The organism is Collimonas sp. (assembly GCF_039923675.1).
Classification (GTDB): domain Bacteria; phylum Pseudomonadota; class Gammaproteobacteria; order Burkholderiales; family Burkholderiaceae_D; genus Collimonas.
Window position 1 is genome coordinate 1 of sequence record NZ_JBDTCG010000100.1, and the last position, 21,091, is coordinate 21,091.

21 protein-coding genes and 2 pseudogenes are annotated in these 21,091 nt (G+C 58.8%); 12 read left to right on the plus strand and 11 right to left on the minus strand.

Translation table 11 applies throughout. From position 1 onward, the window contains the following. Positions 1–509: transcriptional regulator CynR (gene cynR / locus ABI171_RS22820; RefSeq protein ID WP_348099344.1), on the minus strand; the 509-nt coding region annotated here is incomplete at its 3' end. Positions 510–625: 116 nt separating this feature from the next. Here cynR and ABI171_RS22825 point away from each other — a divergent pair. From ABI171_RS22825 to ABI171_RS22840, 4 genes are all read left to right on the plus strand, one after another. Then, positions 626–1,288 (plus strand): carbonic anhydrase, encoded by a 663-nt coding sequence (locus ABI171_RS22825; RefSeq protein WP_348099345.1) that lies wholly within the window; start codon positions 626–628, stop codon positions 1,286–1,288. Positions 1,289–1,339: 51 nt separating this feature from the next. Further along, positions 1,340–1,810 (plus strand): cyanase, encoded by a 471-nt coding sequence (cynS, locus tag ABI171_RS22830; RefSeq protein ID WP_348099346.1) that lies wholly within the window; start codon positions 1,340–1,342, stop codon positions 1,808–1,810. A gap of 61 nt (positions 1,811–1,871) precedes the next feature. Then, positions 1,872–3,071, plus strand: a complete 1,200-nt coding sequence (locus ABI171_RS22835; RefSeq protein WP_348099347.1) for an MFS transporter — start codon at positions 1,872–1,874, stop codon at positions 3,069–3,071. 54 nt (positions 3,072–3,125) lie between these two features. Continuing rightward, a complete protein-coding gene (locus ABI171_RS22840; protein WP_348099348.1) occupies positions 3,126–3,776 on the plus strand; it encodes a DUF1345 domain-containing protein in 651 nt (216 codons plus the stop codon). A 962-nt stretch (positions 3,777–4,738) separates the two neighbouring features. On the opposite strand, the gene ABI171_RS22845 is transcribed toward ABI171_RS22840, so the two are convergent. After that, positions 4,739–4,984 (minus strand): DUF2274 domain-containing protein, encoded by a 246-nt coding sequence (locus ABI171_RS22845; RefSeq protein ID WP_348099366.1) that lies wholly within the window; start codon positions 4,982–4,984, stop codon positions 4,739–4,741. Positions 4,985–5,097: 113 nt separating this feature from the next. Between ABI171_RS22845 and ABI171_RS22850 the strand changes: the two are divergent. From ABI171_RS22850 to ABI171_RS22870, 5 genes and pseudogenes are all read left to right on the plus strand, one after another. Further along, a pseudogene (locus ABI171_RS22850) lies at positions 5,098–5,324 on the plus strand (hypothetical protein); the annotation flags it as partial. 267 nt (positions 5,325–5,591) lie between these two features. Beyond that, positions 5,592–6,341 (plus strand): glucose 1-dehydrogenase, encoded by a 750-nt coding sequence (locus tag ABI171_RS22855; protein WP_348099349.1) that lies wholly within the window; start codon positions 5,592–5,594, stop codon positions 6,339–6,341. Between the two features lie 4 nt (positions 6,342–6,345). Beyond that, positions 6,346–7,365, plus strand: coding sequence for an AraC family transcriptional regulator ligand-binding domain-containing protein (locus ABI171_RS22860; protein ID WP_348099350.1), 1,020 nt, complete (start codon positions 6,346–6,348; stop codon positions 7,363–7,365). After that, a complete protein-coding gene (locus ABI171_RS22865; RefSeq protein ID WP_348099351.1) occupies positions 7,362–8,039 on the plus strand; it encodes an NAD(P)H-binding protein in 678 nt (225 codons plus the stop codon). The genes ABI171_RS22860 and ABI171_RS22865 overlap by 4 nt, the downstream gene beginning before the upstream one ends. Positions 8,040–8,144: 105 nt before the next feature. Further along, positions 8,145–8,657: pseudogene (locus tag ABI171_RS22870) on the plus strand (IS5 family transposase); the annotation flags it as partial. 54 nt (positions 8,658–8,711) lie between these two features. On the opposite strand, the gene ABI171_RS22875 reads toward ABI171_RS22870, so the two are convergent. Both ABI171_RS22875 and mgtA read right to left on the minus strand, forming a co-directional pair. Further along, complete coding sequence (locus ABI171_RS22875) at positions 8,712–9,911, minus strand: site-specific integrase (protein ID WP_348099352.1); 1,200 nt, start codon at positions 9,909–9,911, stop codon at positions 8,712–8,714. A gap of 245 nt (positions 9,912–10,156) precedes the next feature. Further along, a complete protein-coding gene (gene mgtA, locus ABI171_RS22880; protein ID WP_348099353.1) occupies positions 10,157–12,919 on the minus strand; it encodes a magnesium-translocating P-type ATPase in 2,763 nt (920 codons plus the stop codon). A 661-nt stretch (positions 12,920–13,580) separates the two neighbouring features. On the opposite strand from mgtA, the gene ABI171_RS22885 reads away from it, so the two are divergent. Both ABI171_RS22885 and dacB read left to right on the plus strand, forming a co-directional pair. Further along, positions 13,581–13,763, plus strand: coding sequence for a hypothetical protein (locus ABI171_RS22885; RefSeq protein ID WP_348099354.1), 183 nt, complete (start codon positions 13,581–13,583; stop codon positions 13,761–13,763). Between the two features lie 214 nt (positions 13,764–13,977). Beyond that, the gene (dacB, locus tag ABI171_RS22890) at positions 13,978–15,360 is read left to right on the plus strand and encodes a D-alanyl-D-alanine carboxypeptidase/D-alanyl-D-alanine-endopeptidase (RefSeq protein ID WP_348099367.1); all 1,383 of its coding nucleotides are present in this window, start codon (positions 13,978–13,980) and stop codon (positions 15,358–15,360) included. A 72-nt stretch (positions 15,361–15,432) separates the two neighbouring features. Here the strand turns inward: dacB and ABI171_RS22895 are convergent, their stop codons facing one another. Genes ABI171_RS22895 through ABI171_RS22905 form a run of 3 tightly spaced genes read right to left on the minus strand, consistent with a single transcriptional unit; the run spans position 15,433 to position 17,377 of the window. Then, positions 15,433–15,933 carry a TPM domain-containing protein gene (locus ABI171_RS22895; protein WP_348099355.1) on the minus strand — a complete coding sequence of 167 codons (501 nt, stop codon included), beginning with the start codon at positions 15,931–15,933 and terminating at the stop codon, positions 15,433–15,435. Then, positions 15,933–16,778 carry a TPM domain-containing protein gene (locus ABI171_RS22900; protein ID WP_348099356.1) on the minus strand — a complete coding sequence of 282 codons (846 nt, stop codon included), beginning with the start codon at positions 16,776–16,778 and terminating at the stop codon, positions 15,933–15,935. The genes ABI171_RS22895 and ABI171_RS22900 overlap by 1 nt, the downstream gene beginning before the upstream one ends. Then, on the minus strand, positions 16,778–17,377 hold the full coding sequence (locus tag ABI171_RS22905) for a LemA family protein (protein WP_348099357.1): 600 nt from the start codon (positions 17,375–17,377) through the stop codon (positions 16,778–16,780). Before ABI171_RS22905 ends, ABI171_RS22900 begins: the two co-directional genes overlap by 1 nt. Before the next feature lie 131 nt (positions 17,378–17,508). Between ABI171_RS22905 and pyrF the strand changes: the two genes are divergently transcribed. Further along, on the plus strand, positions 17,509–18,336 hold the full coding sequence (gene pyrF / locus ABI171_RS22910) for an orotidine-5'-phosphate decarboxylase (protein WP_348099358.1): 828 nt from the start codon (positions 17,509–17,511) through the stop codon (positions 18,334–18,336). 17 nt (positions 18,337–18,353) lie between these two features. Here pyrF and ABI171_RS22915 read toward each other — a convergent pair whose 3' ends face one another. The 4 genes from ABI171_RS22915 to ABI171_RS22930 all read right to left on the minus strand — a co-directional run bounded on the left by ABI171_RS22915 (position 18,354) and on the right by ABI171_RS22930 (position 21,080). Further along, complete coding sequence (locus ABI171_RS22915) at positions 18,354–18,857, minus strand: CinA family protein (protein WP_348099359.1); 504 nt, start codon at positions 18,855–18,857, stop codon at positions 18,354–18,356. A gap of 88 nt (positions 18,858–18,945) precedes the next feature. After that, positions 18,946–19,470 carry a phosphatidylglycerophosphatase A gene (locus ABI171_RS22920; protein ID WP_348099360.1) on the minus strand — a complete coding sequence of 175 codons (525 nt, stop codon included), beginning with the start codon at positions 19,468–19,470 and terminating at the stop codon, positions 18,946–18,948. Further along, positions 19,467–20,462 (minus strand): thiamine-phosphate kinase, encoded by a 996-nt coding sequence (gene thiL / locus ABI171_RS22925; protein ID WP_348099361.1) that lies wholly within the window; start codon positions 20,460–20,462, stop codon positions 19,467–19,469. The genes ABI171_RS22920 and thiL overlap by 4 nt, the downstream gene beginning before the upstream one ends. Before the next feature lie 81 nt (positions 20,463–20,543). Further along, complete coding sequence (locus ABI171_RS22930) at positions 20,544–21,080, minus strand: hypothetical protein (protein WP_348099362.1); 537 nt, start codon at positions 21,078–21,080, stop codon at positions 20,544–20,546. Positions 21,081–21,091: the final 11 nt, after the last annotated feature.

Below are 21,091 nucleotides of genomic sequence, written 5' to 3' on the forward strand. Positions count from 1 at the left end.
CCGACTACCACGCTGAGCTTTTCCACAAACAGGGGCTCGCAGCTGATCTCCTGCGAGCGGACCTGGCTGAAGGCGATGCCGAGATCGACCTCGTCATCGAGCAGGGCGGACTCAATCGCATCCAGCGGCAGTTCGATGATCTGCAGCGTGATACCGGGATAGGCGGCATTGAAACGAGCAATCAAGGGTCCCGCCAGATAAGAAGTAAAGCTGGGCGTCATGGCCAGCCGCAAGCTGCCGCGGCTCAATTCGGCTACATCGTGGATCGCCCGTTGCCCAGCCTCCAGCTCGCGCAGCGCCCGGCTGGCATAAATAATGTATGCCTCTCCGGCATCGGTGGCGCGCACGACGCGGCCGCTGCGGTCCAGCAACTGTACGCCTAATGTTTCTTCCAGCTGCCTGATCTGCTGTGACAAGGTAGGTTGCGAGACGTAGAGCGCTTCCGCCGCCCTGGTGAAGTTGCCATGTTCAACTACGGCAAGCAGATAGCGGATGTGGCGTAATAGCATAATTGATAACTATAGGTAATGGTTATGGATTTTATTGTATATCGGTCTTGGACCTAATAGTTTGATGGCTGCATGATGGCGTCACTGCATCACTTCACCACACAAGGAGAAACGCCATGAAGTCCATCGTCGAAGGAGTCTTGAAATTCCAGCAGGACGCTTTTCCCGGCTTGTCCGGCCTGTTCAAGCAACTGGCAACCACCCAGAATCCAAGCGCGCTGTTCATCACCTGTTCCGACAGCCGCGTGGTGCCGGAATTGCTCACCCAGCAAGATCCGGGCGACATCTTCGTGATTCGCAACGCCGGCAATATCGTGCCTTCGTACAGTTCGGAACCGGGCGGCGTCACCGCTACGGTCGAATATGCGGTGGCGGTGTTGGGCGTGACCGACATCGTGGTCTGCGGCCATTCCGACTGCGGCGCCATGACCGCTATTTCCACCTGCAAGTGCCTGGATCATCTGCCTGCAGTCGCCGGTTGGCTGCGCCATGCCGATTCGGCCAAGGTAGTGAATGCCTCTCGCACCCATGCATCACCCGCCGCACGGCTGAGTTCGATGGTGCGCGAAAACGTCATCGCCCAACTGGTCAACATCAAGACCCATCCGTCAGTGGCGCTGGCGTTGGAACAAGGCCGCTTGAACCTGCATGGCTGGGTGTACGACATCGAGACCGGTTCCATCGTGGCGCTGGATGGCGCCAGTAATACTTTCGTCTCGCTCGCCGAATTCCCGGAAACCGTCGCCACGCAAGCCAAGCGCAACGCCCTGGCCGCTTAATATTGGCCACTTACTATTTTTATGCTGTTCACTCACTGAAAAGGAAACATCATGCAACAAGCTAACGTCTATCAAGATAACCGCATCGCTCTCACTACCCGCGTCATCGCCGCCAAGGCATTGAAGGATCTGTCCTGGAAACAGCTGGCTGAAGGAACCGGCTTGAGCGTGGCCTATGTCACCGCAGCGTTGCTGGGACAGCACGCTTTGCCAAAGGTTGCTGCCGAAGTGGTTTGCCAACACCTGGGCCTGGAGCAGGAAGCAGCGCTGGAGCTGCAAACCATTCCTCTGCGCGGCAGCATTCCCGGCGGCATTCCTACCGATCCGACCATCTACCGTTTCTACGAGATGCTGCAAATCTACGGCACCACCTTGAAAATGCTGGTGCACGAAGAACTCGGCGACGGCATCATCAGCGCCATCAACTTCAAGCTCGATCTGAAACGGGTAGAAGATCCGGACGGCGGTTCGCGCGCGGTGATTACGCTGGACGGAAAATTCTTGCCGAACAAACCGTATTAAGCCGCTCCGGCCCGCGTCCTTTGGCGCGGGCTTTTTTATTTGTACAGAAAGGTAGTTGGCGATGGAAGCAACAACATCTTCCAGGCTGAGCCCCGGCCTGGTGGCATTGATGGCGATGGCCACCGGCGTCGCGGTGGCCGGCAATTATTACGCGCAGCCGCTGCTGCATACGATAGCCGCGCAGTTTGGCATCAGCAATGGCGCCGCCGGCGCCGTTGTGACCGTGGCCCAGCTGAGCTATGCGCTGGGTTTGCTGTTGCTGGTGCCGTTGGGCGACATGTTTGAGCGCAAGAAGCTGATCGTCGTCATGACTTTGCTGTCGGCCGCGGGCCTGGTGCTAACTGCGCTAGCCTCCAGTCTCGCCATGGTCTTGCTGGGCACCGCGCTGACCGGCTTGTTTTCGGTGGTGGCGCAAATCCTGTTGCCGTTTTCTGCAACCTTGGCAGCGCCCGAGGAGCGTGGCAAAGTGGTCGGTCACGTAATGACCGGTTTATTACTGGGTATCTTGCTGGCGCGTACAGTGGCGGGATATCTGTCCACCGTCGGCGGCTGGCAAACCGTTTACTGGTTCGGCGCCGCCATGATGCTGATCACTGCAATCGCGCTGGCGCGGGCTTTGCCGCGCTATCACCAGCCGCTAGGCCTGAGCTATCCGCGTTTGCTGAAATCGATCCTGCATTTGTTCGTACAAGAGCCGGTGCTGCGCATTCGCGCTTTGCTGGGGGCGATTGTGTTTGCCGTATTCAGCATCTTGTGGACCTCCATTTCTTTCTTGCTGGCGGCCGCGCCGTTTCATTATGACGACGGGACCATCGGTTTGTTCGGGCTGGTCGGTGCTGCCGGCGCGCTGGCAGCATCGCAGGTGGGCCGTCTGGCGGACCGTGGCAAGGCTGGATTCGCTACCAGCGCCGGGCTGCTGCTGTTGCTGCTGTCCTGGCTGCCGCTGGCGTTTTCCATCTATTCATTGCCGGCATTGCTGATCGGAGTGTTGCTGCTCGACCTGGTGGCGCAGGCGGTGCATGTCACCAATCTCAGCGTCATCAACCATCTGCACGGCGCCGCCCGCAACCGGCTGACGTCAGGCTATATGACGTGCTACTTCATGGGTGGCGCGGCGGGTTCGATGCTGTCCACGTTTGTGTATGAACAGGCGGGCTGGCCGGGTGTCTGCGGCAGCGGCGCGTTGCTGAGCGCAATCGGCTTGCTGCTTTGGCGTATGAGCCGGCGAGGTTCGGTTGCCGTAGCCGCCCGCGCCGGCTAGTCACGGCTCTGGTAAAGTGCGCTATTTACAGCCCGCGCACAGGAAACCACCGTCATGCAGCTCCCCAATCTGATTTTTCGCACGCATCCACGGCTGTTTGTCGCCATCATCGTCGGGCTCGTCGTCTGGGCCGTGGTGCCGCAGACGTCAACGATTACCCGTGCCCTGATCGGCTGGAATGCCGGTGTCTGGACTTATCTGTTTACCCTGTGGTGGATGATGGCCCGGGCCACCTGCGAGCTGGTCAGGAAAAAGGCGGCGATCGAAGATGAGAACGACACGATGATCCTGATCCTGATTTGCATCGCTGCGGTGTCCAGCATCGCCGCCGTGGTGTTCGGCCTGACCCAGGCCAAGGATTTCTTGCCGGGACCGAAAGAGATCCGCTATCTGTTTACCGGGATGACGGTGCTGGGTTCCTGGTTCCTGGTCGGCACCATTTTTACCTTGCATTACGCGCGCCTGTTTTACGCCGCCGATGAGGAGAAATTGCCGTTGCGCTTTCCAGATGACGAAAAGAATCCGAACTACTGGGATTTCCTGTATTTCTCGTTCACCATGGCGGTCGCAGTGCAAACCTCGGATGTCAGCGTGATGACTCGTTCGATGCGCAAGATCGTGTTGTTCCAGTCGGTGCTGACCTTCTTGTTCAATTCGGCGATTCTTGGCTTGTCGATCAATATCGCAGCAGGGCTGGTCGGCTAGTTCAGCTGTCCCCATAAAAAATGGCCTGCGTCAAGTCCTCTATGCGGGCGAGCCTGAAGCTGAAAGCCTATACAGGGCAAGAAATTAGGTCGGGTTTTGGCTGCCTCCGAGCTATGCAACTTTGTGGACTAGGAGCCACATAGGAGCATCGCGGTAGCAAGCCCAAGCGTGCCATAGCGGGGTGATTGCAGGCAGCCGAAGCAATGGGCTCGAGGCATGATAATCCAGCCGCAGCCACGCCACACCCTGAATCGGGATAGGGGGCGGCCTCAATGACCGCGCCCCTCCCACACCACCCGGCATACGGGTCCGCACCGGGCGGTTGAAACGTTTGAGGTCGCCATGCCAATACCCGAACATGAAGCCTGGACTCGCCTGACACCAACCCGGCCGATCTAGTTCTTCGCTGTCACCGCGCCTCAGGCTTAACCTTTGACGCGTTGCGTGGCGAGCCCCGTATCCGGGCATCTGAAGCCTATCCATCTCGGATGGTCAGCCAGACCCACTCTCCCGCTCCTTCGGCCCTTCGCCAGCCGTTTCGGCCTCACCGGCCCAGCCACTGACTACTACGACCTCTGCTGACTTCTCGCTCTGGCTCACCACCGTCGCCCTTTCAGGCACAAAGCGAGATCTTCCCAGGTAAGCACGCACCCCTTCACTGCACAACCGCCGCATCTACGCCGCCTGAGACTTGATCACGAGAGCTTCGCGGTTGCTTGCCCGCTCGCCCTGCTCGGCACCGCCTTCTATCCGGTTCTTGTCCATCGGCTCGCAGCTTCGCTACACGCTTCCTCCCCACACTCGGTCACCCTCATGCAGTTGCGCTTCGCTTCGTTCGCTGTGATCAACTTACGGGAGGACTTGCACCTCTAGGGGGGGCGCCCATGCTGGGCGCACAAGCGAAAGCGCAGCCCTTGGGCTGCGCTTTCGTCGATGGGATGTTGAAGGATTCGTCCGTATCGTCAGGGCTGTTTTGGTGGCGAAGCCTTGGCTGCCATCGTTCCTTTCCTGAATCCCCGATCCCCGGCCATGAACGTCTCCAGCATGTGCGGGATCAGCGCCGTTGCATCGACCGCTTCGTCGTAAGTCTGCGCGTGCAGTGCCGCATAGCGGTCGAGGTCGGCCTTAAGGCTGGCCGGACATGCGAAGGTCAACTTGATGTTCTGGGTCTTGGGCAGCGGCCCCATCCGTATGCTGCTAACCCGCATTGCGGCGGACAAAGCGCTGCCATTTGACGTCAATCGCGTACTTCCCCATTTGGATCGGAAGACGCCATGAGGTTGTGCCTGAAAACACTTAACCAGCCATGGCCCTGAGCCGCATGGATCGCATACAACAGCTCGGCTACGAAAAGATTTCCGCATCATCTTCCTTGACGCCATGGGGGATGGATTTCCGCGCCTGTTCGAAAAACTGATGGCGAAGGCCCACCCGAAGGATTTCATGGCCTGCCGACCGTGGGGTAATGTTGGCGACCGGAAAAATGACGGATACCTGTCTTCGGCTCGGGTGCTGTTTCCGAGTTATGCGCCCAATGAGTTGAGTGCTGCCTGTGTATTCCAGTGATGCTGCTCAACGGTTCCAGTTATTGTGACCCGTCCGTGCTGGAGGTTCTGCCCGGCCATTCCGGTAGTTGTGATCCACTGCACCGATGATTGTGACCCATCATGAGGATGCCTCCGGCCCTATGCGGCTATCCAAGTTACATAGATAATTGGCGTAGTCTGCGAGTGGTGTGGCGCATTGTGCATATCGTGACTCAGGAGCGCAGCGTAGATTAGAGCGACTCTTATCATCCCTTCAAAGGAGTCTGAAATGTCCAATCAAGTCGCTCTCATCACCGGCGGTGCTACCGGCATCGGAAAAGCTGTTGCCCTGAAGCTCGCCTCTCAAGGCACTAGCGTAATCATCAGTGGGCGTCGCCAGGAAGCAGGCGATATCGCAGTAGCTGAGATCGTTGCAATTGCCCAGGGGGGCGCTAAGGTGCGCTTTGTTCGCAATGATGTGTCTGACGAGAAGGCCGTCCAAGCCATGATCTCAGGCATCGTGGCGGAGTTCGGACGCCTGGACATGGCAGTCAACAACGCAGGGATCTTCAACGAATATTGCTCATTGGATCACTCCGGAACTGAGAATTTCCGCCAAATGCTCGATACCAACGTGATGGGCCTTTACTTCTGCATGAAATTTGAGATTGCCCAAATGCTCAAACAGGGAGGCGGTTCCATCGTCAACTTGGCGTCCATCGCTGGATTGAATGGCATCCCATGGGGCGGCACCTACGCTGCTACTAAACATGCCGTCGTTGGGCTGACCAAGTCGTCTGCTCTGGATCACGCAGCTCAAGGCATTCGTGTCAACGCGGTAGCACCTGGGGCGATCCGCACGGACATCATTGCGGAGCAGCTGAACAGCAATCTGGCCGAGCTGGAAGCAATGCACCCGATGCAGCGAGTCGGAAATCCTGCCGAGGTCGCCAATGCCATCTGCTGGCTATTGGCCGATGAGTCGAGTTTTGTGACCGGCCATGTGCTCAATGTCGATGGCGGCTTCCAGGCTAAGTGATCAGATGAAAAATACTGTGCCGGACAAAATCAGGATTCCCGATGCGTTGTGGGCGGGATTGAGCGGCGTCGGGATCAGTCGTGCAGATGTGGAGCGAGCTGTTCAGCTACCGATTGCTTCCATCCGCGATGGAGCGCCGATTTCAACGGCACAGTTCTGCGGTATCTGGCGTTCGTTGGTGGACATTAGCAATGACCCTGCTATTGGCTTGCGTCTCGCCACGGGACTAGAGGGCGGTGCGATGCCGCCCTCATTTCTAGCGGCTTACCACGCTCGGGACTTCCGCGATGCCTTGCAGCGCGTGGCGCGCTTCAAACGCCTGTGCGCACCTGAGGAGCTGCTACTCCAGGAGCGCAACCAGAACTGCGAAATTGTGGTGAATTGGTTGCATGCCGACGAGCGCGAGGTGCCATCTGCACTGGTGGATGCAACACTAGCTTCGTTATTCGAACTAGGCAAACGTGGCACCGCACAAGGTCTGACCGCTGCGGCAGTCGAGCTGATGCGCCCCGAGGGTTCGCGTGCACTGTACGAGAGCTATTACGGTTGCAAAGTGCACTTTGCCACAAAGCGAAACTGTCTTACGCTGCGGTGCTCCGATCTGGACAAGCCCTTTGTGAGCTACAACGCCGAGCTGCTCGATATTCTGCTTCCTGAGCTGGATCGACGCCTGCAGAAACAGGCGCTCAGTCTCAGCCTGGCTGAGCAGATCAGGTGGGTGCTGCGTTCTAGGCTGACAGCTGGTCGGCCCGATGTTCGCTCGGTCGCCGCTGAGCTGGCCATGAGCGAGCGCTCATTGCAGCGCAAACTGACCGACGAGGGGCTTACGTTCCAAGGCTTGCTCGGCGAGACACGTCACCAACTAGCGCTTGAGTATCTGGCCGATCCGACACTGAGTCTTATGGAAGTGGCCTACATGCTGGGTTATGAGGATCAGAACTCTTTCTTTCGTTCCTTCCGGCAATGGGAGAGCAGCACGCCTGCAATCTGGCGTGAGCGCAATCAGAAGGTGATTTCAGGATGAAGGTATTGATCTTTGGTGCCACAGGAATGGTGGGCCAGGGCGCACTGCGCGAGAGTCTTGCCGCGCCTGACGTTAGTCATGTCACTGCGGTGGGGCGCTCGCCCGTTGAACTTGCTCATCCCAAACTGGAACAGCTGGCACAGGCCGATCTCATGGAGCTGGAGAGCCGTGCCGATGAGTTGCAGGGGTATGACGCCTGCTTCTTTTGCCTGGGTGTTTCGTCTTTCGGCATGAGCGAAGAAGCATATAGCCAGATCACCTACGGGGTGACCCTGCATGTTGCCGGGCTGCTATCACGCTTGAATCCGCAAATGACCTTTGTTTACGTCTCGGGAGCGAATACTGACAGCAGTGAAAAAGGGAGCAGCATGTGGGCACGGGTGAAAGGCAAGACTGAAAACGCCCTGACGAAACTGCCCTTCAAAGGCGTGTATCTGTTTCGCCCCGGAATCATTCAGCCTCTCCAGGGGCTCCGCTCAAAAACACCGTCCTACCGTTATTTCTATTACCTGGCCAGTCCTTTGCTGTCGCTGATCCGCTGGATAACGCCTAGCGCTATCGTGACAACGGAAAGTATCGGCAAGGCCATGCTAAATGCAGCACGCCAAGAAGGTGGTCGTACAATCGTAGAAGCCAGAGACATCCTTCCGCTAGCAAGCCTATCGGTACATTGAGGCGTTTGCCAAGCCGCTGCTTGTACTGAGGAGATACCTAAGGATGCTCTGAACAAGTCAGCTCTGGCGCGCTACAATTAGCCGTCCAAACGCGAGTCGTCGACCATGAAGCAGTTGAGTTTCTCCGATGCCGAGTATGCCGGCAAACGCAAGCAGACGCGACGGGAGAAGTTCCTGGCTGAAATGGACCAGGTGGTGCCGTGGGAGGCCCTGTTGGCGGTGATCGAGCCGGTGTATCCCAAGGCTGGCAACGGTCGCCGACCGTACGCGCTCAAGACGATGCTGCGTATCCACCTGATGCAGAACTGGTTCGGCTACAGCGATCCAGCGATGGAGGAGGCGCTGTACGAGGTCGCACCGCTACGCCGCTTCGCGGGTTTGTCGCTGGCGCGTGGTGGCGTGCCGGACGAGACGACCATCCTCAACTTTCGGCGATTGCTGGAAACCCATGACTTGGCGCCGGCCATCCTGGCCGCCGTCAATGCTCACTTGAGCGACCAGGGCATGCTGCTGCGCCAAGGCACGATCGTGGATGCCACGATTATCCATGCGCCGTCTTCGACCAAGAACGAGAGCAAGGCCCGCGATCCGGAGATGCACTCGACGCGCAAGGGCAACAGCCCAGCAGCGCTACCGGCGTTGCTGGCGACGCGACAGGCACTTTGCGCCGGGTCATGCCGCCACCTCCTTGGCTCGCTGCATCCCCGTGATCGTCTTGCGCCGATTCGCCACCAGCTCGGCCGCGTCTCGCACCGGTTTGTCCTCGGTATGGACGTAGCGCATAAACATCACGACAGTCTTGTGCGCCGTCAGCGCCATACCGACCTTGACGGGGATGCCCGAGTTGGCAATGTCGGTCGCCGAGCGGTGGCGGATGCCGTGCGTGCCCACGTGCGTAGCGCCAGCCGCCTTGAGCGCACGGCTCCAGCCACCGTAATACTCGCCCGTGGTCAGATGCTCACCAGCGTGGCTCGGAGAAGGCAGCACGTAGCGGCTGCCCTCCTGGCGGGGTGCCGTCGAGAGTAGCCGATAGGCTTCTTCGCTCATGGGCTTGGACATGCCGCCAGTCTTGCTGTCAGGCCAGACGACGCGCCGGTTCTGCAAGTCAACCCAGTTCCATTCCAGCGCGATGATTTCCGAGCGGCGGCCAGCAAACTCGAATTGCAGACGGATTCCCAAAGGGATGACGTAGTTCTCCAGCCCCTCCGACTCGATCTTGTCGAGCCGCCGGAACAAGTCGCCCATCTCTTCGTCGCTGATAAGGTGGGTGGATTTGCCGGCGGGGAACATGGGGACGTGACGGCAAGGGTTGGTGCCATCGGGCCGATAGCCCCATACCTCGGCCATGTTGAACATCTTGCGCAAGACGCTGAAGACCTTGTTCGCCTCGGTCTGCTTGTACGAAAGCTTTTCCATCAGGCTCGCGATGTCAGGCCGCTTCACATCCTGAACCTTCTTCCGGCCTAGCAGTGGGATGATGTTGCGATTGATGACGGCCTGATAGCCGGCCTGGGTACTGAGCTTGTTGCGCTTCTTGGAGTAGTCCTCCATGAACTTCGTGCACAGCTCCGTGACAGTAGGAGCCTGACGCGCCTGCGCCTTCTCAGCGGCTGGATCGCCGCCCCGGCGAACTTGGGCGAGCCATTCCTGCGCCAGCGACCGCGCCTGTTCGACAGTCAGCTCTCCGTATAGCCCCAACGCGGGCTTGCGACGCTCGCCGGCGTTCGTCCTGTACTGGAGCATGAACACCTTTCGTCCCGCCGGGGTGATCTTGCACAGGAAGCCGGGGACCAGCGTGTCCCGGAGTTCGACGGCTTCCGCCTGGGGTTGCGCCGCATCGACAGCGGACTTGGTGAGTTTGATCTTAGCCATGATGACTCCTTGGAAAGACCCGGTTCCAAGGGCCGGATAGGAGTCAGGCGGTTGGAAGTCAGATCAGGTTTCGGAAAGCACCGGCATATGTTGAACTCGCCTAAGTTATTGATAAACCTGCTGTATCGGGCTATGGCGTAGTCCAGCGAATTTCGGTGCTGGAGGCATGGTGAAATAAAAAAACCGCCTGGCCAGATCACTGGCCAGGCGGTTTTTGTTTGCCGCGGTTGGGTCAATCCGGCATCTTATTGCCAGCCATAACGCCGTGCATACCAGCCCTTCATCGCCTGCGTCAGCACCGCATAGGCCACCAGGATCAGCGCCAACCAGGGGAAGTATGTCAGCGGCAGCGCCTGCAGCTTGAAGTAGTGGGCCAGCGGCGACATCGGCAGCAGGATGCCGATGATCATGATGATGATGGTCATGCTCATCAAGGCCCACGAAGCACGGCTCTGGAAGAACGGGATCTTGCGGGTGCGGATCATGTGCACGATCAGGGTTTGCGACAGCAGGCCTTCGATGAACCAGCCGGACTGGAACAGGGTTTGATGTTCTGGCGTGTTGGCGCCGAAGACATACCACATCAGGGCAAATGTCGTGATGTCGAAAATCGAGCTGATCGGACCGAAGAACACCATGAAGCGGCCGATTTCGCCTGCGTTCCAGCGCTGCGGCTTTTCCAGGAATTCCTTGTCGACGTTGTCGAAAGGGATCGTGATCTGCGAAATATCGTACAGCAGGTTCTGCACCAGCAGATGCAAAGGCAGCATCGGCAAGAAAGGCAGGAAAGCGCTCGCCACCAATACCGAGAACACATTGCCGAAGTTGGAGCTGGCGGTCATCTTGATGTACTTCAGCATGTTGGCGAAGGTCTTGCGGCCTTCCAGCACGCCTTCCTCCAGCACCATCAGGCTCTTTTCCAGCAGGATGATGTCGGCGGCTTCCTTGGCGATATCGACCGCGGTATCGACGGAAATGCCGATGTCGGCGGCACGCAGGGCCGGTGCATCGTTGATGCCGTCGCCCATGAAGCCGACCACGTGGCCCTTGTCATGCAGCACGCGCACGATGCGTTCCTTGTGGGTCGGACTAAGCTTGGCGAACACCGTGGTGGTATCCACCGCGATGGCGAGGTCGGCGTCGCTCATTTTTTCGACATCATTCCCGAGCAACATGCCGTCCACTACCAGGCCGACCTGGCGGCAGATCTTGGCGGTCACCAGTTCATTGTCGCCAGTCAGGATCTTGACGGTGATACCGTGCGCCTTCAACGCATCCAGCGCCGGTTTGGTAGATTCCTTCGGCGGATCGAGGAAGGCAATGTAGCCGATCAGGACCAGATCGCTTTCATCGGCGACGCCATACACTTCCTTGGTCGGCGGCAGATCTTTGGCGGCCACCGCCACCACACGCAAGCCTTCGGCGTTCAGGCTGGACGTGGTCTCGTAGATTTCCTGCAGCAGTTCCTTGGTGAACGGCACCACCTCGCCATTATGACGCGCATGGGTACAGACCGAGACGATTTCCTCGACCGCGCCTTTGCAGATTAATTCATGATGGTCGTCGCGTTCGCTGACCACTACCGACATGCGGCGACGCTGGAAATCGAACGGGATTTCATCGACCTTGCGGTAGGCCGAAGCCAGCGCCATTTCGCGCTGCAGTTCGGCATGGTCGAGCACGGCCACATCCAGCAGGTTCTTCAGGCCGGTCTGGTAATGGCTGTTGAGGTAGGCATATTCCAGCACCAGGTCGTCTTGCTCACCCAGGATGTTGGTATGGCGCTCGAGGAAAATCTTGTCCTGGGTCAGGGTGCCGGTCTTGTCGGTGCACAGCACGTCCATGGCGCCGAAGTTCTGGATCGCATCCAGGCGCTTGACGATCACCTTCTTGCGCGACAGCGCGACCGCGCCCTTGGCCAGGGTCGAGGTAACGATCATCGGCAGCATTTCCGGCGTCAGGCCGACTGCGATGGACATGGCAAACAGGAAAGCTTCTACCCAATCGCCCTTGGTGTAGCCGTTCAGCAGGAAAACCACCGGCGTCATTACCATCATGAAACGGATCAGCAGCCAGCTGACCTTGTTGACGCCGGACTGGAACGCGGTAGGCGTGCGGTCGGAAGCGGTGACGCGTTCCGCCAGCGCGCCGAAGTAGGTGCGGTTGCCGGTGGTGACCACGATCGCGGTAGCCGATCCGCTGACCACGTTGGTGCCCATGAAGCACAGGTTGTCCAGTTCCAGCGGATTGCTGGTGTCGAGGCCGCGATGGACCACGAATTTTTCCACCGGCAGCGATTCGCCGGTCATCGCGGCCTGGCTGATAAACAGGTCCTTGGCGGTCAGCAGGCGCAGGTCGGCCGGAATCATGTCGCCGGCGGACAGCTGGACGATATCGCCCGGCACCAGCTTTTTGATCGGCAGTTCGATGCGGCGCGCGCCTTTCGGATGCAAGGTGACGTCGAAATAGCGTAAGGCTTCTGCGGCAATATCTTCCGCCAGGTCATGGCGCAGCACGGTGGCGGTGTTGCTGACCATCGCCTTGAGTTTGTCTGCGGCGGTGTTGGAGCGCGATTCCTGGATGAAGCGCATCAAGGTCGATAGCACCACCATCGAACCGATGACGATGGTGGCTTTCATGTCTTCGGTGAGGAAGGACACGGTAGCCAGCACCGTCAGCAGCAGGTTGAACGGGTTCTTGTAGCATTGCCACAGATGGACCCACTTCGAAATCGGTTTTTCATGCTCGACTTCATTTGGGCCGGCGCTGACACGGATATCGTCGGCTTCGGCTTCGGTCAGGCCGTCTGCACGGCTATGCAGTTTTTGAAACAGTTCGCCGACCTCGATGCTGGCAGCGGCAGACAGGGACTGCGCCAGCGACGGCGGCACTTCCTTGGTCAGCGGCGTGCTGCGGAACATGTCGGGAGCAAGCCGGCGGAAATGGCGGTCCATGCCATGCGTGCGGACAAAGCTAACGAATGTGTCTTTGAGAATATTCAGATTCATGGAATTCTTCTTTTTTCATGCAGTGCGGTCGGCTGTCGTCGATCAGGGTAAGGCTACCTGCGCGCGTTTTAACTTTATGTTAACGATTGGCAATCCATATGGATGACAACATTGTTGCAAAAGATCAAAAAGCGTTCAGTGCGGCACAGACTGTAAATTCGATCGGTGACATCTTGATGACAATATCAAGGGCCCGGATACAAGCACACTATTCGATTGTCCCGTTCTGCACAGGCGGAACGGGATTAGCCAGGCATGCGGCCGGCGTAACACGGCTGCATGAACTGCATAACAAGATCAGGTGGTGGAACACGGAATGCCGGAAACATGCTCCGAACATTGGGGGAAACCATCATCCGCCGCTGGCGAGATGACGGCAGGAGAATCCTGCGTTATCTTGCCGAGGCGATGCCAGAACGGGTCTGGCAACAACTGTCACTCGAACAAGTGCCCATTAAAGGGGCTCCATAAAATTTAGACTGGTGGATAGTAGCCGCGCAGTTGATGGTGGTCAAGAAAATTGTGCAGGACAACAGAGGTTTGTTGTTCTTGTTTTTCTCTTGTTTTTTAGCCATTTCCAGTGTTGTCGTCCAATTATTGCTCCTTGCTTTCAGGCATGCAAAACCTATACTGAAATTACAAGTAAACCAAGGAGACGAACATGATCAAGCTGATTATGGACAACCTGCTGTTCTTCGTGCCAATGGCAGTCGCCGGACTGATCTTGTGCGGCGAGGTGCCGGTCGCGTCGACATGGACTCGTCGCACCTTGCGCGGCATTGGCGTGCTGTGCGGCGCTTTGCTGGCCCTGATTATTCTGGAGGCCATCCCGGCGCTGCTGTAATACGGCAGCGCGGCAGCAAATAGCGGGACGTTAGCGACGCCCCGTCGCGGCCTGATATTTTTCGCCGCGTGCCGGCGTTATTTCAAAGCCGGCTTCAGTAACAAGTGAAAGCGCTAGGTGAACGCGTGGGATAATCCTACGCAATCTTTCTTTTTTCACCGGTGCTCACTTGAAAAAAATCCTTGCATTCAGCCTTCTGCTTTCGTCTTCCTTCCTGCTGGCCAGCGTCCAGGCACAAGAATCCTCCTCATTCGTTCCCGCACCGTTCAGCAAAGCCTTGCAGCTCGCCGGCATTCCCGCCCAGAGCGTCGGTGTGTATGTGCAAGAAGTCGACGGCACCGGCAAAGTGCTGGCATCGTCGAACGCCGCCGTGCCGTTCAACCCGGCGTCAACCATGAAGCTGGTCACCACCGACGCCGCGCTGGAGTTGCTGGGGCCGGCTTATCGCTGGAAAACCCAAGCCTATGCCGACGGCAACCAGGTTGGCAATGTCTTGCAGGGCGATCTGATTTTCAAAGGCAATGGCGACCCTAAGCTGGTGCTGGAAAATTTCTGGCTGTTCCTGCGCCAGATCCGCGCCAAGGGCATCCGCGATATCCGCGGCAATATCGTGCTGGACCGTAGCAGCTTCGATGAGACCGCCTACGATCCATCCGAATTCGACGGCGATCCGATGAGACCGTATAACGTCGGCCCCGATGCCTTGCTGCTGAACTACAAGGCGCTGACTTTCCAGTTCGTGCCGGATCCTGACAAGCGCCAGGTCAATGTGGTCCTCGATCCGCCCATGAGCGGCTATCCGGTTAAAGCGCCGCGCCTGGGGCAGGGCAGTTGCGACGACTGGCAAGGCAAGCTGCAGGCAGCGATCGATGCCGATGGCGCCAGCTTCAACGGCGTGCTGCCGGCTTCCTGCGGCGAAAAGACCTGGTACGTGAATCCCTACAAGATGAGCTCCACCCAATACTTTGGCGCAGTATTCCGGCAGATGTGGGCAGACCTGGGCGGCACGTTCAGCGGCAGCATCAAAAACGGCAGCGTGACCCCGGGCGCCCGCTTGATTACCGAATGGAGTTCGGTCACATTGCCGGAAGTGATCCGCGACATCAATAAATACAGCAACAATGTCATGGCGCGCCAGGTGCTGCTGACGATCGCCGCAGACATTCTCAAGTTGCCGGCGACGCCGGACCGTGGCGCCCGCGCAGTCCAGAGCTGGCTCGCCAACAAAGGCATCGACGCCAGCGGCCTGGTGATTGAAAACGGCTCGGGTTTGTCGCGCAACGAAAAGATTTCAGCCAAGACCATGGGCCGCATGATGGCCGCCGCCTTCCAGTCGCCGGTCATGCCGGAATTCGTCTCGTCGATGCCGCTGGTCGGCTACGACGGCACCATGCGCAAGCGCCTGAAAGATCAAACCGTAGCCGGCCAGGCCCACGTCAAGACCGGCACCCTGAACGACGTCCGGGCAATCGCCGGCTATGTGTTGGCTGCTTCAGGAAAATACTACGCGGTAGTGTGCCTGATCAACCACCCCAATGCAGCCAGAGGACAGGCCGCGCAAGACGGCCTGTTGCAGTGGGTATACGAAAACGGGTGAATTTGACGTGATGAAATCGACTCTGACCCTAATAAAAAACAATTAGGGTCAGAGTCGATTTGTTTGTTGAAATTACAAGACTAGCGGTTTGTCCGATATTTCATTCTTCTTGCGGCCCTGGTCCGGGAAGTGCTGCGTAAGATAGCCGTTCATCTGTTCCAGCGCCGCCACAGTGCTGTCGTGGAAGGCGCCGTTGGCGAATTCCTTGGTCATGGTCTTGCACACGGCTTGCCATTCCGCGCTCTTGATGGCGCGGCCTACTGCGCGGTCGACGATGATTTCGACCCGGTGGTCGGCCAGGTTCACATACAGCAGGACGCCGACGTTTTCTTCGGTGTCCCAGATGCGGTAGTGGGCAAACAGTTCATGGGCGCGGTTGCGCGAGGTGACGCCGTTCAGCACAGCAGGCAAGCTCAGCGATCCTTCCACGATCATTTTCACTTCTGCCCGGTGCGTCACTTCGCCTTCTGCGATCTTGTGCTGGATGGCTTTGAGCGTGGCTGCAGGAAAGGCGCGCCGCGCGCTGCGCTGGGTGGTCAGCAGATGACGCCAGAGTCGTTGTAAAGTCTCCATTACCAATCCCCCGAGGCGCCGCCGCCGTCAAATCCACCGCCGCCGCCGGAAAAACCACCACCTCCGCCGCCGCCTCCAAAGCCACCCCCGCCGCCACGTCCGCCCTGGCTCAGGATGCTGCCGATGATGACGCCGGCGGCGTTGCCCCAGACATTGCTGTTGAGCGAACGGCCGGAACCGCCACCGCCGCGTGCGCGTGAAATGATGGTGATCAGGATGATGAAGCCGAAGAACAGCAACGGCGCCAAAGCGCCTAGCAGGTCGGAAGAGGGTTCTTGCGCCTGTGCAGCTTTACGGCTGGGCGGCGCAAAATTTTCCTGGTCGAGCAGCGGCATGATGGCCGAGATGCCCGCAGTCAGGCCGCCGTAGTAATCGTTCTTGGAGAAATACGGTGCGATGATTTCTTGCAGAACCCGTTTCGACTGGGCATCGGTCAAGGTGCCCTGGACCCCGCGTCCGGTCAGGATCATCATGCGCCGCAAAGCCTTGGGATTATCCTTGGCCACCAGCAGGATCACGCCATCGTCGATACCCTTGCGGCCGAGCTTCCAGGCGTCGGCGACGCGCACCGCATAATCCTCGATGCCTTCCGGCTCGGTCTTGCTGAGCAACAGGATGGCGATCTGGCTGCCGGTGCGGGTTTCATATTCGCTCAAGGTATTGTCGAGCGCCGCGCGCTGGTCCGGCTGCAACAGGCCGACCAAGTCGGTGACATGCGACTGCAGCGGCGGCACCGCCACCTGTGTCGCTATGGTTTGCGCCGCGGCAGGCAGGGCGAGGATGGACAGCAGGCTCAGCGCTAGCCACAAGGCCAGCGCCGACGCGCGGAATGCGCTACGCGACATTATTTTTTGCCGCCGAAATCAACGTCGGGCGAAGTCGAGATCGCCTTTTCGTTATCCACCGTGAACGATGGCTTGACCTTGTAGCTCATCGCCATCGCGGTCAGGTTGGTCGGGAAGCTGCGCGCCAGCACGTTGTAATCCTGCACCGCAACGATGTAGCGGTTACGCGCCACCTTGATGCGGTTTTCGATGCCTTCCAGCTGCGATTGCGCATCGCGGTACAGGCCGTCGGCCTTCAGTTGCGGATAATTTTCGGATACCGCCATCAGGCGCGACAAGGCCGACGACAACTGGCCTTGCACTTGCTGGAATTTCTCGAACGCGGCCGGATCGTTCAACACTTCCGGCGTAATCTGGAAGCTGGTGGCGGCGGAACGCGCCTTGGTCACCGCTTCAAAGGTGCTTTCTTCATGGACGGCATAGGCTTTCACGATCTGGGCGATCTTCGGCACCAGGTCGGCGCGGCCTTGGTATTGGTTGACGACTTCGCCCCAGGCGGCTTTCACCGCTTCATCCTTGGCCTGGAAATCGTTATAGCCGCAAGCGCTGAGAAGAGAGGCGATGACGGCAATTGCCAGCCATTTAAAGAAAGTTTTCATGGAATATCCCTGATAAAAGAAGCAATGTAATGCACGTTAGCAAACAATCGGGGGCTGCTCAAGTGTTAAATAGCGGCTTGCCGGTTTTTCGCGGGTTACAATATAGGGTTCGCTTTACATGGAGGCTCTACGTGACTTTTATTGAAAAATTATCCGCCGCCTGGAGCGCCAATAATTCCCTGCTGTGCGTTGGCCTCGATCCCGATATTGCCAAATTTCCAGCACATTTGCAGCAGCAGCCAGGCGCCATCTATACTTTCTGTAAGGAAATTATAGACGCTACCGCCGCGACCGCCTGTGCTTTCAAGCCGCAAATCGCCTATTTTTCGGCCATGCGCGCGGAAGACCAGCTGGAAGAGCTGTGCGCTTATTTGCGTGAAAACCACCCGAATATCCCGATTGTGATGGATGCCAAGCGCGGCGACATCGGCGCGACTGCCGAGCAATACGCGCGTGAAGCGTTCGAGCGCTACGGCGCTGACGCTGTGACTGTCAGCCCGTACATGGGCTTCGATTCGGTGGCTCCCTACCTGGAGTGGAAGGATAGGGGCGCGATCGTGCTGTGCCGTACCTCTAATGCCGGCGGCTCCGATTTGCAATTCCTGACGGTGGACGGCGTGCCGTTGTACCAACACGTCGCCCGTCTGGTCGCCGAAAAGTGGAATACCAATGGCCAGTGCGGCCTGGTGGTGGGGGCGACATTCCCGCAGGAACTGGCGCAAGTGCGCAGTATTATCGGCGACATGCCGCTGCTGGTGCCGGGCGTCGGCGCGCAAGGCGGCGATATCGAGGCGACAGTGAATGCAGGCAAGACCGCAAACGGCATGGGTATGATGATCAATTCATCGCGCGCCATCCTGTACGCCAAGCCAGATCATGCCGCCGGCGAAGACTTCGCCCAGGCAGCCAAACGTGTGGCGCAGGAAACACGGGATGCGATCAACCGCTATCGCGGCTGATCGCTTACTGGATCAGATTACTTCAGGAATTTCAACAGGCCTTGCAGTGCATGGATGACAGTCTGTTCACGCACCGCACGGCGATCGCCGGCGAACACCAGCCGCTCGGTATGGGTCTGATGACCCGCTGACCAGCCGAAGCAGACCGTGCCAACCGGCTTGCCCGGCACGGCGCCGCCGGGACCGGCGATGCCGGTAGTGGAGAGGGTGACATCGGCATTGCTGTTGGCCAGCGCGCCTTCGGCCATGGCGGCGGCGATTTCTTCGCTTACCGTGCCATGTTGCGCAATCTCGGCTTCAGGGATATCCAGCAATTCCGTCTTGGAGGCGTTCGAGTAAGTCACGAAGCCGCAATCAAACCATTCCGAAGAACCGGCGATTTCCGTCACTGCCTGCGATACGCCGCCGCCGGTGCAGGACTCGGCGGTAGACAGGAACCAGCCCTTGGCTTGCAAGGCGCGGCCGACTTGTGCTGCCAGATCGGTGATTTGTTCGGTGTTGTCTTCAAGCGCGGTGTTCATGTCGCAACTCCTGTTTTCTGCCTGGTCGGTGGTTACATACTGCCACTTGTTGCGGACGGATGCAATCCGTCCCGGCCACGCAGGCAAACTAAATCAAGCGCCACAAAGCCAGCGCCAGCAGCGTATAAAACGCTGCCACAATGTCATCCCACATGACGCCGAAGCCGCCCTTGAAATGACGGTCGAAATAGGCGATCGGTGGTGGCTTGACCATGTCGAAAAAACGGAACACGACGAAGGCTGCAAACTGCGCCTGCAGGCTGGCGGGGGTGACCACCACCAGCACCAGCCAGAATGCAATGATCTCGTCCCATACCATGCTGCCGTGATCCGGCGCATGCAGGTGGCGGCCGGTGGTCTGGCAAGTCCAGACGCCGACCACGAAGCCGGCGGCGATAATCACCAGCCAGTTGAGCGGCGTGAAAATTTCCGGCCAGCGGGTGGTCATCACCACATACGACAGCCAGCCAAACAAGGTGCCGAAGGAGCCCGGCATGATGGGTGACAGCCCGCTGCCGAAACCTTGCGCGATAAAGTGTGCAGGGTGCGACAACATGAAAAGAGGGCCGGGACGGATTGGTTGCTGTGGGGAAGTGCTGTCCGCTGTAGTCATGGTGTGTGAAAGTGGTCGAAAGAGCTGAGTTGTAGGTGCAGTGGCGCACCGTGTGCATCTTGCAAGCGCAGGCCTTGGCTGGCCTCAATGCAGCCGATGCGCGTCACTGCGGTAGCGCTTGCCTGGGCGGCGGCCAGCACGGCGTCGCGCTGGGTGGCTGCTGCGCTGAAGCAGAGTTCGTAATCGTCGCCGCCGGCCAGCGTGAAATGGCGGCGGATATCCTGCTTTTGCTGGCTGAGTATGGCGCCGGCCGGCAAGCTGTCGACAACGAGCGTGGCGCCGACCCCGGAGCGCGCCAGGATGTGGCCGAGATCGCCCACCAGGCCATCAGAAATGTCGATGGCGGCGCGGGCAATCCCGCGCAACGCCAGGCCCAGCGCAACCCGCGGCGTTGGCTGGTGCATGCGCGCGGCCGCCAGCAGGAAATTCTCGCTGCCGGGTTGCAGGTCGGGATTCAATTGGCCGGCAAGTTCGTTGCGGTAGACCGCCAGCGCCAGCCGCGCATCGCCCAGCGTGCCCGAGACCCAGATGTCATCTCCTGCTTGCGCTGCATCACGGCGCAAAGCCTGGCCGGGCAAGGTTTCGCCGAATACGGTGATGCAGATATTCAACGGTCCCTTGGTGGTGTCGCCGCCGATCAGCTCGCAATGATGGGCATCGGCCAGCGCCAGCAAACCGCTGGAAAACGGCGCCAGCCATTCTTCACGCGCTGCGGGCAGCGCCAACGCCAGCGTAAACGCCAGCGGCCTGGCACCCATCGCAGCTAAATCGGAAAGGTTGACCGCCAGGCATTTGTGGCCCAGCGCCAAGGCATCGGCGTCAGGGAAAAAATGCCGTCCTTCCACCAGCATGTCGGTCGAAATGGCCAGTTGCATGCCGGGTGCAGGCGTCAGCAATGCGCAGTCGTCGCCGACGCCGAGGGCAATATGCGCGATATTGCTGCGTGCGGGACGCGTAAAGTAGCGGGAAATAAGGTCGAATTCGGACAACATCTACAGATTGTACCGAATGATGGCTATCTACAGCCGTTTTGCTGAGTTTTTTGCATAAATGATTGTCTCGGCACAATCAAATCAAAACCCCGATCCGCAACTGGTGGTGCGCGATATAGCGCCGCGCTGGATGATGTCTTCACCCTTGGTGTTACCGACAGAGATCTGCGTCACGCAATACGTGCCGTTCGGCCCGGTCACCTTGGTTACCCGCTGGCCGTCCGGCCGCGTGATGTCTTCCATGGTGGTTTCTCCCGGCTTGGCCGGTTCTTTCGGCGCGACTTCCGGCGCCAGGGCTTTTTCCAGTATCTGCTGCCTGCTCAGCGCAGCAGCAGCGGCCGTGGGTTCGCTAGGCGGCGTGTCTTTGCGCAATTCACGGTCGATCTGGCCGGCATTGCGTTTGGCGGCATCGATCATGTCCTCGGCGGACGGCTTGCCGGAAGACAGCGGCACTTTGGGGTAATGGGTATCCTCAACCGTGATCGTTCCAGGCGGCAGCGGCGGCGCTTGCTCTCCGGCCTGCGCAAGCGAAAGATGAGACAGGACGAGCAGCGATGCCGAGGCGGCAAGCCTGGCAAGCCGGTTATCGATGCGGCGGAAAAATCGGATTGTCGGCATGCTGCGCACTT